Raw genomic sequence first — 13,205 nt, 5'->3', positions numbered from 1 at the left:
CTTCACCCTGCCATCAAAGCCTTGCCCTCCCCGCGGGCGAGGCTTTGTTGCCTTCGGGATCAGACGATCATCGCGATCGAGCCGGCGCATTCATGAAGAAGGCGCACCTTCTCCAGCTTGTTCTTCTCGTTGGAAAAACGGGGATTCGGCCCGACAATCCCGAGCGACCCGATCAACGCGCCATCCGGCCTTTTCACAGGCACCGCCAACGATGCCACACCCTGCTCAAACTCATCCTGCACATAAACAAAACCGTTTCGCACCGACAGGTCCAGATCATCCCGCAGGTCATCGAGATCGATTTTTGTCGAACAGGTATATTTGACCCGCGGCGCAACCTCCAGCAGGCGTTCCCGGGTTTCCCAACCGGAAAAGGCAACCAGTGCCCGGCCGATGGCCGTTGCGTGCAGCGGCAAGCGCGACCCCACCGTGAAGCCAAGGGTAATCATTCTGGGATCCCCGGGAGAGTGGGCCACATATACGGCCTCGTTGCCATCCAGCATGGCGAAGGAGACACTGCCCTTCAGCTTTTCCGAATAGGTCGCCAGAATGGGTGAAACATGCTTGCCGATATCCCGCCCCTGCAGGAAGCCCCCCGCCAGACGAAGGATTCGCGGGGTCAACCGATAGACCCTGTTATTGCACTCAAGATAGTTCAAATGCTCAAGCGTCAGCACCAGCCGGCGCGCCACCGTTCTGTTCAGGTTGGTTTTCCGGGCCACCTCGGGGATGGTCAATTCCCGGTCCTCGGCGTCAAAAGCCGCCAAGACTTCCAAGCCCTTGGCGAAGGTCAACGAAATGTCTTTATCTGTTAGTTTTTCTGGCATTTCCCTACCGTGATTCGGATTTTTGGGCCGGGATTTTATTAGCTCCAGCCCATTTCCTTCCTTGACTTAGATCAAATATGAAGCGATAAGATTACAAAAATCGTCCGATAATAAAACATATGTTCGATTATCGATCAATAAGGTTCTTTAAACAACTGAGCAGAGAGGTTCGTAATGAGTAAAACCTTAAAAACGATTGCATCCATCGCCTTGGCGGGTGGTCTGGTTGCCGGTGCGGTTTCCGCGCAGGCCGCAGACGTCAAACTTCGCCTGGCGCACTTCATGCCACAGAACAGCTGGCAGAACGACAAGATGTTCATGGCATGGAAAAAAGCTGTTGAAGAACAGTCCGAAGGCCGCATCAAGGTCACCGTTTTCCCGGCCCAGACACTGGGTAAGGCCCCCGCAGGCTACGACAACGCCAAGAACGGCATTGCCGACATCGCCTGGACAGTGCAGGGCTATACCGCTGGCCGCTTCCCTCTCAGCCAGATCATGGAACTTCCGAACCTGTTTGACACCGGTGCTGTTGGCTCCTGTGCTTTCCAGAAGCTGTATGAAAGCGGCGCCCTGGATGAAGAGTACAAGGAAACAAAAGTTCTCTACGTTCACACACACAGCCCGGGACACCTGCACACCAAGGACACCGCAGTCACCACTCTGGATGACCTGAAGGGCCTGAAAATCCGCCGTCCGACCGAAGTGATCGGTGGTCTGCTGACAGAACTGGGCGCCGAGCCGGTTGGTATGCCTGCACCGGAAATCTATGCCAACGTTCAGCGCGGCGTAATCGATGGCTACATGCTGCCATGGTCCGCTGTAAACAGCTTCCGCGCCTATGAAGTGTCCAAGCAGCACACAGACTTCGGTTTCTACTCTCTTGCCTTTGTCACCACCATGAACAAAGCCAAGTACGACTCTCTGCCGGATGACCTGAAAAAGGTTATCGACGACAACTCCGGTATGGAATGGTCCGTCATCGCCGGCGGCGGGTATGACGCTGCGGACGAAGTTGGCCTTGCCAAGATCAAGGAAGAAGGCGGCCAGATCAACATCATCGCCCCGGAAGAGCGGAAACGCTGGGAAGCTGTGGCCGACGAAGTCACAAAAGGCTATCTGGCTGAACTGGACGGTAAGAACCTGCCTGGCACCGAAACCTATAACAAGGTTAAGGGCTATATCGCAGAATGCCGTACCGAGCTTAACTAAACGGAGAGGATGACGTGGAGCGTCTTATCAACATCTTTGACAAGATCGCCTATACGGCGTTGATCGGCATGCTGTTCATCGTTGTATCAAGCGTCATCGGACGTGTCATATTCGATGTCACCGGGGGTGTGGTCAATCTGCTCATCCCCGGGGCTATCGAGCTGGCAAGTTACGCGCTTGTCATCATGGTCTTTGCATCGCTGCCCCGCGCAGCGATCAGCGGCCTGGTGAGTGTCGATCTTGTAATCGGCTCCTTGCCCGCCACCGTACGGCGGACACTGGAACGCATCTGGGATCTTCTGCTTGCCGCCTTTGCCTGTGTCGTCGGATGGCTGTTTTCCCATCAGACACTGACCATGTTTGCGCGAGGCGACAAATCACAAGATCTCGGCATTCCCCTGTATACCATTTATGCCGTCCTCACCGTATGCAGCATCTGCATCGCCCTGACCGGCATCTGGCTGGCCCTTCGCCCAAGAAGGCCTGAAGTCTCAGACAGTTAAGGAACTTTTCCCATGGATCCATTAATGATTGGCCTCATTGGTATGGGGGTCATATTGGTTCTGCTCGCCCTGGGCTGCCCTGTCGGGCTGGCAATGATCATTGTCGGTGCCGGTGGTTTTGCCGCCATCGTGGGTGCAGAACCGGCTCTCAATGTTCTTGAAACAGCCGCGTTTGAAACTGCCTCCAACTACTCCTTCACGCTGATTCCAATGTTCCTTCTGATGGGAAGTCTGGCGGCCCGCGCCGGGTTTTCAAAGGACCTGTTCGACTCTGCCCGCTACTTCACCAAGGGCTGGAACGGCAGTCTGGCTCTGGCAGCGGTAACCAGTAGTGCGGCCTTCTCTGCCATTTCCGGCTCCTCTCTGGCCACCGCGTCCACCATGACCCGCGTTGCCTACCCGGAAATGATCCGTCAAGGTTATAACCCGCGTCTTGCCGCCGGTTCTCTTGCGGCTGGCGGAACACTCGGCATCATGATCCCGCCGTCTGTGGCCCTACTGCTTTACGCTCTCATTACGGAACAATCCGTGGGCGATATGTTCCTTGCCGGCTTCCTGCCCGGTTTGCTCGCCTATCTGCTCTATCTGATCACTGTGTCCATCATGGCCCGCCGCTGGCGCCCGACAGGTGACCAGTTGCCGGAACCCGGCACCACCCTTGCCACCGCCCTGAAGCAGTTTGCCCCGGTGGCCCTGCTGTTCGGTCTGGTGATGGGCGGCCTGTATGCCGGTCTGTTCTCCCCGACCGAAGCGGGCGGTGTGGGCGCCGGTCTTGCCCTCGTCTTTGCCATCTGGCGCGGCCTCACATGGGCCGACTTCCGTGCGGCCGTTATTGAAACCGTGGCTGTTACCGCCACCATCTTCATCATCCTGATCGGCGCCGAGGTCTTTGGCTTCCTGCTGTCCGTCAGCCAGATTTCCTTCGAGATGGTGAACCTGATCGAAGTTTACGAGTTGAAACCCTGGCAGGTGATGGCCGCCATTATCGTGTTCTATGTGATCATGGGCTGTTTTCTGGAAAGCCTTGCCATGATCCTGCTGACCGTGCCGATCTTTTATCCCCTGATCATGGCCAGCGGCTACGACCCGATCTGGTTCGGCATTATCGCCGTGGTCACCGTGGAAACCGGCTTGATTTCACCGCCGGTCGGCATGAACCTGTTTGTGGTGAAAAGTGCTGCAAAAGGATTGAAGCTCAACGATGCCATGGTCGGTGTCATTCCCTTTGTCCTGGCGGACATCGTTCGCCTGATCATCCTCGTGTCCTTCCCGGCAATCTCGCTATTCCTGCCGAGCCTGCTCTGACGCGACCCGCCCTGATCACAAAAACATTCTATCGGATTGAATATTATGACCAAAAACACTGTAAAAATCTCCTTCAAGCAGCCCTCTGGTGCCATCAAGGAAATCGAAGCCCCTGTCGGACAGAGTGTCATGCAGGCAGCCATCTTCAACAATGTGGACGGCATCGAAGCCGAATGCGGCGGAAGCTGCATGTGCGCCACCTGCCACATCTATGTTCCCGCCGAAAGCGCGAACCTGACCGGCACCGCGTCCGAGGAAGAACAGGAAATGCTGGGTGAAACCGCCGCCGAGCGTCGCCCGGAAAGCCGCCTGAGCTGCCAGATTGTTGTCACCGCAGACATGGACGGCCACACATTCGACGTCCCGGAATGCCAGTCATGACACACGGCGTTTGCATCATCGGGGCGTCCCATGCGGGCGTTCAGGTTGCCGCCTCCCTTCGGGATCTGGGGTATGACGCCCCGATCCACCTGATCCACGGCGAGGCAACCCTGCCCTATCAGCGGCCGCCCCTGTCCAAAGCCTATCTGGCGGACAGCGTCAACGCCGATGGTCTGGCCCTGCGCAGCCCGGATTACTATGCGTCTCGCGGGATCGAACTGCTGAGCGCCACTCATGTACACTGCATCGACGCGGACACCCGTCGGCTGGACCTGCGGGCCGCTCCTGGCGCACAGGCTGGCACGTCCCTGCCGGACAGCCTGACCTATGATCATCTTGTGATTGCCACGGGTGCCCGCGCCCGGCAGCTGCCGGTTCCCGGCGGCGACCTTGACGGTGTTCTGACCCTCAGAACCATCGAGGATGCCGAGCAAATGAAAGCGCGCCTTGAAACCGCCCGCGACGTGGTGATTGCCGGCGCTGGCTTTATCGGCCTTGAAGTGGCCGCAACCGCTGGCAAACTTGGCAAGTCCGTCACCGTAGTTGAAGCACAGGACCGGGTCCTTGCCCGCCTGTTCCCAACCATGATGTCCGATTTCCTGACCAACCGTCACAAGGAAAACGGCACCGCGTTCCTGTTCGGCACACAAATTTCCGGCATCCGCCAACAGACCGATGGCCGCAAGATCGTGGACTTCAGCAATGGCGACAGCCGCGAAGCCGACCTTGTTGTTGTTGGCATCGGCGCCGAGGTCAACGACGGCCTTGCCCGCCTGATCGGGCTGGACTGCGACAACGGCATTCTGGTCAACCGCGAGGCCCTTACCTCCTGTCCGGAAATTTCCGCCGCCGGGGACTGCGCCGCATGGCAGCTTCCCCATGAGCAGAACACATCCCGCACGGAATCTGTCCAGAACGCCGTGGATCAGGCCAAGATCATCGCCGCCCGACTGACCGGAAACGACATCCCGGAACAGGTGGCGCCGTGGTTCTGGTCCGACCAACTGGACGTCAAATTGCAAATGGTCGGCACCGCCCTTGATGCAGATGACATTGTCTGCCGCGGGGAAATGGAAAGCGGCCGTTTCTCACTTCTCTACTATCAAGGCGAAGAACTGGTACGGGTCGATTCCGTCAATCGGGCCATCGATCACATCGCCGCCCGTCGCCTTGTCACCCAACGCATAAAGTTACCCAAAGACGCAGCACGGGACGTGAATATCAAGTTGAAAGACTTCGGCTGATTTTCAACGCACAACTGCTGCACCCATAAGAATCTGGAGGATATCTATCATGATGAGTCAGGAAAAGAATGACGAACTCACCCGCGTAGGCGCTGGTACTCCCGGCGGTGACATGCTGCGCCAGTACTGGATGCCTGCTGCCCTCACCGAAGAACTGGAGCAGGATCGCCCGGTGGTTCCCGTCAACCTTCTTGGCGAGAAACTGGCCCTGTTCCGCAACGAGAATGACGAACTGGTCCTGATGGACCGTCATTGCCCTCACCGCGGCGCAGACATGTGCTTTGGCCGGGTCGAGGAAGGGGGCATCCGCTGCCCGTTCCACGGCTGGAAATTCGACGAATCCGGGCAGTGCACCGAGCAGCCGGGTGAGCCGAACGGTTCCACAATGCACAAGAACATCAAGATCAATTCCTACCCGGTCAAGGAAGCCAACGGCATCATCTTTGCCTATCTTGGCAGCGGCGAGCCGCCCGCCTTCCCGGCCTTCGACTGCTTCAACGCACCGGAAAGCCACGTCTTCTCCTTCAAGGGACTGTGGGAATGCAACTGGCTGCAGGCTCTGGAAGTCGGGATTGACCCTGCACACGCATCCTTCCTGCACCGCTTCCTTCAGGACGAAGACCCGAAGGACAGCTATGGCAAGCAGTTCCGCGATACCGCCGCTGATTCCGAAATGCCGATGACCAAGGTCCTGCGCGAATTCCCGCAGCCGGAAATCAAGGTCGAGGATACGGACTACGGCATGCGCATCATTGCCCTGCGTGACCTGAACAACGGCAGCAGCCACGTTCGCCTCACCAACCAGGTGTTCCCGTGCGCCATCACCATTCCCATGTCCAACGAGATGACCATCACCCAGTGGCATGTCCCGATTGATGATGAAAACTGCTACTGGTTCTCCATGTTCACCAGCTTTGGTCAGCCGGTTGACAAGGAAACCATGCGCGCCCAGCGTATTAAAGAGCATACCCTTCCCGAATATGCCCCGATCCGCAACAAGCGGAACGACTACGGCTACAACCGCGAAGAGCAGGAAACGCTCACCTATACCGGTATGGGACTGGACATCAACGTGCATGACCAGTGGGCCTGCGAATCCATGGGTCCCATTCAGGATCGTACCAACGAGCATCTGGGCACAACGGACAAGGCGATCATCCAGCACCGTCGCAAGCTGCGCAAGGCAATGGCCATTGTCGCTGAAGGCGGCGATCGCAGCCAGCTTCCGCTGCATGTGGACGCCGAGAAAGCCAAGGAAATCAAGGGTCCGATTGCCGTCGACGCCATTGCACCTTCCGAACAGTGGGAAGAGGCGTGGAAGGAACGCGACGCCCAGCGCCGCGCTGCCTGCGAGTGGGACGCAAAACTCTGATCCTCATGTCCGGGGGCGCCGCCGCGCCCCCGGTTTTTCACTCCACGGAGAAGCATTATGACAAGCATTTCCAAAAACGACCGCCAGCGGGGCTTTGCGGCGCGCCACAACCTGTGGACCGACGCCCAGTTTGAAGCTGCGGAAAACGCCCTGAAAATGGCGAAGGATAACGATCTCGAAGTGATCCGTGTCTCCTTCGTAGACCAGCACGGTATCCTGCGTGGCAAGACCGTGGTTGTTGACGCCCTGAAATCCGCCCTTGAAAGCGGTATCACCATGACGTCGACCATGCTTCTGAAAGATACCTCCCACCGGACAGTTTTCCCGGTCTGGCAGGAAGATGCCGGCTTTGGTGCCGGAGAGATGACCGGCGCCAGCGATGTTCTGATGCTTCCGGATCCGTCCTCCTTCCGCATTCTGCCGTGGTCACCGCATACCGGCTGGTTGCTGGCGGACCTGCACCACGCCGATGGACGCCCGGTCAATATTTCAACCCGTTCCATCCTGCAGAAAGCCCAGTCCCGTCTGAACGACATGGGCCTGGAATTCATTGCCGGTCTGGAAGTGGAATTCCATGTCTTCACCATGGAAGACAACCCGCTTGCCCTCAGCGATGCGGGACAGCCGGGCACCCCGCCCAAGACAGGCCTCATCTCGCAGGGTTATCAGTACCTGACCGAAGACCGGTACGACCAGATGGAAGACATCTTCGACCTGATCCGGCGGAACGGACAGGCACTTGGCCTGCCAGTGCGCTCACTTGAAGTCGAGTTTGGCCCCAGCCAGTGCGAAGTCACCTTTGATCCCGCCCCTGCCCTGCAGCAGGCCGACAATATGGTGGCCTTCCGGTCCATGGTGAAACAGGTCTGCAGCCGCAGCGGTCTGCATGCGACCTTCATGTGCCGCCCCCGCTTTGCCGAATCCATGGCCAGCGGTTGGCATCTGCACCAGTCTCTGGTCAGTCTGGAAAACGGCAAGAACGTCTTTACGCCTGAACCGGGCGCACCCATTTCCGAACTGGGACGGCAGTGGATTGCCGGCCTTCTGGCCCATGCCAAGGAAAGCTGCATCCTGTCCACACCGACCATCAACGGATACAAGCGCTATCGTCCGTTCACACTGGCACCGGACCGGATCCAGTGGGGCCGCGATAACCGGGGCGCCATGATCCGCTGTCTTGCCAACCCGGGCGATCCGGCCAGCCGGATTGAAAACCGGATCGGTGAACCGGCGGCAAACCCCTATCTGTATCTGGCCTCCCAGATTCTCAGTGGCATGGACGGCCTGAACCGGAAACTGGAAGCCCCGGCCCCGGTTGCCAACCCCTATGACAGCGAAGCGGAAACCCTGCCTGCCAGCCTGATCGAGGCGCTGAACGCGTTCCGCAACGGCGGCTTTTATGCCCGTGAGCTTGGACAGGATTTCGTCAACTATCTCTGCACCCTGAAGGAAGCAGAATGGAACCGCTATCTGACCACCGTATCCGAGTGGGAAGAGCGCGAATACTTCTCCCTGTTCTAGGAAACCCACATGCCGCATTTTGTTCTGGAATATTCCCGCGAGATTGAGGCATCGGCCGATGTCACCGCGATCATGGAGACGGTCTTCACGGCCGCCTGTGAAAGCGGTGTCATGAACCCGGACGACATCAAGGTTCGGGCCATCCCCTATGATCATTTCCGGTTGCGGAAAGCGGGGGAAACCTTCCTGCACATCACCGCCTCCCTGCTGGAGGGGCGGACCGATGAACAGAAGGAAAAGGTCTCCGTACTGGTGCGCAGCCATCTGGACAGCTTGCTTCCCGATGTCACCAGTATCAGCATCGATGTACGTGACATGAATGCCGTCGCCTACAAGAAACGTCTTCTGCCGGAATAAGCCGACAGAGGAACAGGCAGCTTGAGCGGCACAAGTCTTCTCTCCCGTTTCGCTCAAGCCTGCCGCCCTTGCTCTTGCCCCCTCTGGGGGCAGGGCTTGCGGCCATCATGCCAGCCTTCCCATCAAATGGCCATATCCAAAAAAACTGAATAAATCCGCCCTCTCTCCCCTAAATGGCGAAAAGGCCCTCTTGACTTGTGCCATCGGTTGGGTCAGGAAGGCTAAGTACCATCATCGTTAAGACAAGGGAGAACAAGCGATGACGACAGGGACGGATATTCTGATTATTGGCGGCGGAATTGCCGGCATCAGCGCAGCGGCCCGCCTCTCGGGAGAGGCCTCCGTTACCGTGCTCGAGGCCGAGCCGACCATCAGCTATCATTCCACCGGTCGCACGGCCGCAATTTACCTGAAAAATTATGGCAACCAGACCTTGCGCGCGCTGAACCGTGCGTCGGAGCCCTTCTTTCTGGAGCCGGAAGGCGTTTCCGATCACAGCATCCTGTCCCCGCGGGGCGAGCTGCACTTTGCCCATGAGGACGAAGTGGAAAGCCTTGATGCCTATTTGGAAGGGTCAGACGGGATGGAGCGGATCACCCCCCGCGAAGCGGTGGAGATGGTCCCGATCCTCCGGGAAGACCTGATCGTTGCGGCAGCCTATGAAAGTGCCGCGCAGGATATTGACGTGGACCGCCTGCTGCAGGGCTTTGCCCGCATGGTTCGCTCCAACAAGGGGCAAATCGTCACCAATGCCCGGGTCCAGACCCTCACCCGTGAAAACGGGGAATGGGTGGCCGAGACCCCCGCAGGAACCTTCAAGGCCCCGATCGTCATCAATGCGGCGGGCGCCTGGGCGGATGCCATTGCCACCCTTGCCGGGGTCAAGACCGTTGGGCTTGTTCCAAAGCGCCGCAGCGGCATCCTGCTGCCCGCGCCGGAAGGCTATGACATCACACACTGGCCACTGTTTATCACCGGCGCTGAACGCTGGTACGGAAAGCCAGAGGCCGGGAAACTGATGATCTCCCCCGCCGACGAGGACCCGGTTGAGCCCCATGACGCATGGCCTGACGACATGGTCGTTGCCGAAGGCCTGCACCGCTTTGAAACCGCCACAACCGTTGAGGTAACACGAGTGGAGCATAGCTGGGCCGGGCTTCGCAATTTTGTGAAGGACAGATCGCCGGTTGTTGGCTTTGCGCCGGATGCGGATGGTTTCTTCTGGCTGGCCGGTCAGGGCGGATACGGTATCCAGACCTCCCCCGCCCTGTCGCAACTGACAGCGGACCTGTGTCTTGGGAAAAGCTCTCCACTGCCGCAAAACATTATTTCTGCGCTCAATCCCGAGCGTCTCTTCTCCTGAACTGAGGAAAAAACATGACCGATATCAAGCGCATCAATCCCGGCCCCCGCATGAGTCAGGCCGTCGCCCATAACGGCACCATCTATCTGGCTGGCCAGATCGGCAAGCCGGGGCAGAATGTCACCGAACAGACAGAAACCATTCTGGCGTCCATCGACAGTCTTCTTGCCGAGCTCGGCTCTGACAAATCGAAACTGCTGCAGGCCACCATCTGGCTGTCCTCCATGGATTATTTCGGGGAAATGAACGCCGTTTGGGATGCGTGGGTCGATCAGGCCAACCCGCCGGCACGGGCGTGCGGCGAGTCCAATCTGGCCACACCGGAATATGATGTGGAAATCATCATTATTGCTGCGGCCTGATCCAGTTCCGTCATGGTCGGCATGGGGATTTTCGGGTTTTCCCGCCCCCATGCCGCACGGCGCCGCACAAAACCGGTCCCTTTTTTAAGAAAGTTTGATTAAAACATTCAAACCGTATATTTTGATAGCATATCTAGTATTGCTGATCCGGTTTTTTGCCTTTTTTCGTTCACTCTAACGACACTGCCATATACCTGCATCAGTATCCGGTACTGTTTACGTTGTTTATATAAGGGCACCCATTATTATTACCGACATGTACAATGATGCTGATGCAACCATGCTCAGCACGCCAGTTTCCGATGCAGAAATTTCGCGGGAGCAGGCAAAACAGTGGTCCCAAACAGCAAAACAGTTTGCCAAGCCCCAGACCACAAAGAGTATTCTTCAACTGGTCTATACCCTTGTTCCCCTGATCGGCCTTTGGGTCGCCATGCTGCTGCTTGTCGATAAGGCGCTGTGGCTGACCCTGCTTCTGGCCATACCGGCAGCGGCCTTCACGGTTCGCCTGTTCATCATCCAGCATGACTGCGGCCATCATTCCTATTTCCATTCCCGGAAAATGAATGACATTCTGGGCACCCTGATCGGCATGATCACCCTGACGCCGCACAATTACTGGCGCCGTTCCCACAATATTCACCACGCCACCTGCGGGGACCTTGGGAAACGGGGCATTGGCGACATCCAGCTTCTGACCGTCGAGGAATATAAAAACCTGTCCTTCTGGAAGCGCGTCGGCTATCGCCTCTATCGGAACCCACTGGTATTCCTCGGGATCGGACCGATTTACCTGTTCGTCATCAAATATCGTTTTCCCTTTGACATGATCCGCCGCGAGCCCCAGCTTCTGGCCGGGATCATGCTGACCAATGTGGGAATTGTGGGCACCATTGTCGCCCTCGGTCTTGGTTTTGGTTTCAAGGAAGTTTTTCTGGTACAGGGACCGATTGTCCTGCTTTCCAGCGCCATCGGTGTTTGGCTTTTCTTTGTCCAGCACCAGTTCGAACGCACCTATTGGCGGGCTGGCAAGGAATGGGAATTCCGGGAAGCCTCGCTGCTGGCCAGCAGTTTTTACGACCTGCCGCAGCCGCTCCGCTGGCTGTCCGGCAATATCGGCATTCACCATATCCACCATTTGTCCTGCCGCATTCCCAGCTATCGTCTGGGGCAGTGCCTCTCCGCCCTGCCAAGACTGAAATCCCTGAACCGGATCGGCTTTTGGGAAAGCCTTGCCTGTTTCCGGCTGGCGCTCTGGGATGATGCCGCCGGACGGCTTGTCTCGTTCCGCAGCCTTCGCCGCGGAGCCTGACGCCCGCTGCGGCAATATCAGGCACTGTATCCTTCGGTCAGACCGGTTAAACCATGTTTTCCGGTCTGACCCATGTCTCAAACTCTTCCACCGTTACCAGTCCAAGACCAACGGCCGCCTGTTTCAGGGTTGTCCCCTCCTGATGGGCCTTTTTCGCAATCTCTGCCGCCTTGTCGTACCCGATATGAGGGGCCAGCGCCGTCACCAGCATCAGGGATCGTTCCATCAGGTCCTGAATACGCGCTTCATTTACCGTAATGCCCGCCACGCAATGATCCGTAAAACTGCGGCACCCATCAGATAGCAAGCGGATAGACTGAAGCAGGTTATAAAGAATAACCGGCTTGAACGCGTTCAATTCGAAATGCCCGTTTGATCCGGCAATGGTGATCGTCACATGATTGCCCATCACTTGCGCGGCCACCTGCGTCAGGGCCTCGCATTGGGTCGGGTTCACCTTTCCCGGCATGATTGATGAACCGGGCTCATTGGCGGGCAGCACCAATTCCCCAAGGCCACTTCTTGGGCCGCTGGCCAGAAAGCGGATATCATTGGCGATCTTCATCAGGCTGGTGGCGATGACATTCAGGACACCGGACATTTCCACCTCGGCGTCATGGGCGGCGATGGCTTCAAACTTGTTTTTTGCACTGGTGAAGGGCAGGCCGGTCAGGTCCCTGATCCGCTCGGTAAACCGCTCAACAAATCGGGGGCTGGTATTCAGGCCCGTCCCCACCGCTGTTCCCCCTTGCGCCAGTTCCATCAGACGGGGAAGCGCATCCCTGATCCGCTCGATGCCCAGTTCCACCTGACGGGCATATCCTGAAAATTCCTGCCCCACCGTTATCGGCGTCGCATCCTGCGTATGGGTTCGCCCCAGCTTCACCACATGGGAAAATGCCTTCTCCTTCTCAATCAGGGCCTCAGCAAGATGGCGCAAGGCGGGAAGAAGCTGCGCTTCGATCTCCAGTGTGGCCGCCAGCGACATGGCGGTGGGGATACAATCGTTTGAACTTTGCCCCAAATTAACATGATCCTGCGGATGAACCGGTGTCTTGCTGCCCATGACACCGCCCAGCCGTTTGATGGCCGCATTGGCGATCACTTCGTTGGCGTTCATGTTGGTCTGGGTCCCCGAACCGGTTTGCCAGACCACCAGCGGGAAATGATCGTCCAATGCGCCCTTTCGGACCTCCCCGGCCGCGGCGATGATCGCTGTGGCAATCTTTTTATCCAGCAAGCCAAGATCCCGGTTGGCCTCTGCCGCGGCCTGTTTCAACAGGCCCAACGCATGGATGAGGGGGAGCGGCATTTTCTCGGCCCCGATACGAAACTTTTCAAGGGACCGCTGGGTCTGCGCCCCCCAATACCGATCCGCCGGGACCGAAATTTCACCAAGGCTATCTGTTTCAAGACGCGTCCGGGACATGGGCGGCTCCCTCCGTTTGT

The 13,205-nt window shown here is 57.8% G+C and carries 13 protein-coding genes; 11 read left to right on the top strand and 2 right to left on the bottom strand.

Annotated elements, in window-relative coordinates; all coding sequences use genetic code 11:
• Positions 1 to 59: 59 nt before the first annotated feature.
• Positions 60 to 794, bottom strand: a complete 735-nt coding sequence (locus FQB27_RS05755; protein WP_169559876.1) for an IclR family transcriptional regulator — start codon at positions 792 to 794, stop codon at positions 60 to 62.
• Positions 795 to 1,001: 207 nt separating this feature from the next.
• On the opposite strand from FQB27_RS05755, the gene FQB27_RS05750 reads away from it, so the two are divergent.
• From FQB27_RS05750 to FQB27_RS05700, 11 genes are all read left to right on the top strand, one after another.
• Complete coding sequence (locus tag FQB27_RS05750) at positions 1,002 to 2,036, top strand: TRAP transporter substrate-binding protein (protein WP_169559875.1); 1,035 nt, start codon at positions 1,002 to 1,004, stop codon at positions 2,034 to 2,036.
• 14 nt (positions 2,037 to 2,050) lie between these two features.
• Entirely contained in the window at positions 2,051 to 2,539 is a 489-nt protein-coding gene (locus FQB27_RS05745; RefSeq protein WP_169559874.1) for a TRAP transporter small permease, read from the top strand.
• Positions 2,540 to 2,551: 12 nt separating this feature from the next.
• A complete protein-coding gene (locus FQB27_RS05740) occupies positions 2,552 to 3,844 on the top strand; it encodes a TRAP transporter large permease (protein ID WP_169559873.1) in 1,293 nt (430 codons plus the stop codon).
• A 45-nt stretch (positions 3,845 to 3,889) separates the two neighbouring features.
• Positions 3,890 to 4,225: a 2Fe-2S iron-sulfur cluster-binding protein gene (locus FQB27_RS05735; RefSeq protein WP_169559872.1), complete on the top strand. Its 336-nt coding sequence runs from the start codon at positions 3,890 to 3,892 to the stop codon at positions 4,223 to 4,225.
• Complete coding sequence (locus tag FQB27_RS05730) at positions 4,222 to 5,469, top strand: NAD(P)/FAD-dependent oxidoreductase (RefSeq protein WP_169559871.1); 1,248 nt, start codon at positions 4,222 to 4,224, stop codon at positions 5,467 to 5,469. The genes FQB27_RS05735 and FQB27_RS05730 overlap by 4 nt, the downstream gene beginning before the upstream one ends.
• 49 nt (positions 5,470 to 5,518) lie before the next feature.
• Positions 5,519 to 6,841, top strand: coding sequence for an aromatic ring-hydroxylating dioxygenase subunit alpha (locus FQB27_RS05725; RefSeq protein WP_169559870.1), 1,323 nt, complete (start codon positions 5,519 to 5,521; stop codon positions 6,839 to 6,841).
• Between the two features lie 57 nt (positions 6,842 to 6,898).
• Complete coding sequence (locus FQB27_RS05720) at positions 6,899 to 8,362, top strand: glutamine synthetase family protein (protein WP_169559869.1); 1,464 nt, start codon at positions 6,899 to 6,901, stop codon at positions 8,360 to 8,362.
• A 9-nt stretch (positions 8,363 to 8,371) separates the two neighbouring features.
• Positions 8,372 to 8,719 carry a 5-carboxymethyl-2-hydroxymuconate Delta-isomerase gene (locus FQB27_RS05715; RefSeq protein ID WP_169559868.1) on the top strand — a complete coding sequence of 116 codons (348 nt, stop codon included), beginning with the start codon at positions 8,372 to 8,374 and terminating at the stop codon, positions 8,717 to 8,719.
• Between the two features lie 259 nt (positions 8,720 to 8,978).
• The gene (locus tag FQB27_RS05710; protein ID WP_169559867.1) at positions 8,979 to 10,082 is read left to right on the top strand and encodes an NAD(P)/FAD-dependent oxidoreductase; all 1,104 of its coding nucleotides are present in this window, start codon (positions 8,979 to 8,981) and stop codon (positions 10,080 to 10,082) included.
• A gap of 14 nt (positions 10,083 to 10,096) precedes the next feature.
• Complete coding sequence (locus tag FQB27_RS05705; protein ID WP_169559866.1) at positions 10,097 to 10,444, top strand: RidA family protein; 348 nt, start codon at positions 10,097 to 10,099, stop codon at positions 10,442 to 10,444.
• A gap of 280 nt (positions 10,445 to 10,724) precedes the next feature.
• Entirely contained in the window at positions 10,725 to 11,756 is a 1,032-nt protein-coding gene (locus FQB27_RS05700) for a fatty acid desaturase (protein WP_169559865.1), read from the top strand.
• A 46-nt stretch (positions 11,757 to 11,802) separates the two neighbouring features.
• On the opposite strand, the gene fumC is transcribed toward FQB27_RS05700, so the two are convergent.
• Positions 11,803 to 13,185 carry a class II fumarate hydratase gene (fumC, locus tag FQB27_RS05695; protein WP_169559864.1) on the bottom strand — a complete coding sequence of 461 codons (1,383 nt, stop codon included), beginning with the start codon at positions 13,183 to 13,185 and terminating at the stop codon, positions 11,803 to 11,805.
• Positions 13,186 to 13,205 lie beyond the last annotated feature (20 nt).

The sequence above is a fragment of the Sneathiella chinensis genome, assembly GCF_012720115.1.
Taxonomy (GTDB): Bacteria; Pseudomonadota; Alphaproteobacteria; order Sneathiellales; family Sneathiellaceae; genus Sneathiella; species Sneathiella chinensis.
Note: the sequence above shows the minus strand (reverse complement) of the source record. Positions and strands in the feature narration are given on the sequence as shown.

Bases quoted from the DNA above. Each gene is read 5' to 3' on its own strand.
- FQB27_RS05750 (WP_169559875.1), top strand. From the start codon at position 1,002: ATGAGTAAAACCTTAAAAACGATTGCATCCATCGCCTTGGCGGGTGGT.
- FQB27_RS05740 (WP_169559873.1), top strand. From the start codon at position 2,552: ATGGATCCATTAATGATTGGCCTCATTGGTATGGGGGTCATATTGGTT.
- FQB27_RS05735 (WP_169559872.1), top strand. From the start codon at position 3,890: ATGACCAAAAACACTGTAAAAATCTCCTTCAAGCAGCCCTCTGGTGCC.
- FQB27_RS05730 (WP_169559871.1), top strand. From the start codon at position 4,222: ATGACACACGGCGTTTGCATCATCGGGGCGTCCCATGCGGGCGTTCAG.
- FQB27_RS05725 (WP_169559870.1), top strand. From the start codon at position 5,519: ATGATGAGTCAGGAAAAGAATGACGAACTCACCCGCGTAGGCGCTGGT.
- FQB27_RS05720 (WP_169559869.1), top strand. From the start codon at position 6,899: ATGACAAGCATTTCCAAAAACGACCGCCAGCGGGGCTTTGCGGCGCGC.
- FQB27_RS05715 (WP_169559868.1), top strand. From the start codon at position 8,372: ATGCCGCATTTTGTTCTGGAATATTCCCGCGAGATTGAGGCATCGGCC.
- FQB27_RS05710 (WP_169559867.1), top strand. From the start codon at position 8,979: ATGACGACAGGGACGGATATTCTGATTATTGGCGGCGGAATTGCCGGC.
- FQB27_RS05705 (WP_169559866.1), top strand. From the start codon at position 10,097: ATGACCGATATCAAGCGCATCAATCCCGGCCCCCGCATGAGTCAGGCC.
- FQB27_RS05700 (WP_169559865.1), top strand. From the start codon at position 10,725: ATGCTCAGCACGCCAGTTTCCGATGCAGAAATTTCGCGGGAGCAGGCA.
- fumC (WP_169559864.1), bottom strand. From the start codon at position 13,185: ATGTCCCGGACGCGTCTTGAAACAGATAGCCTTGGTGAAATTTCGGTC.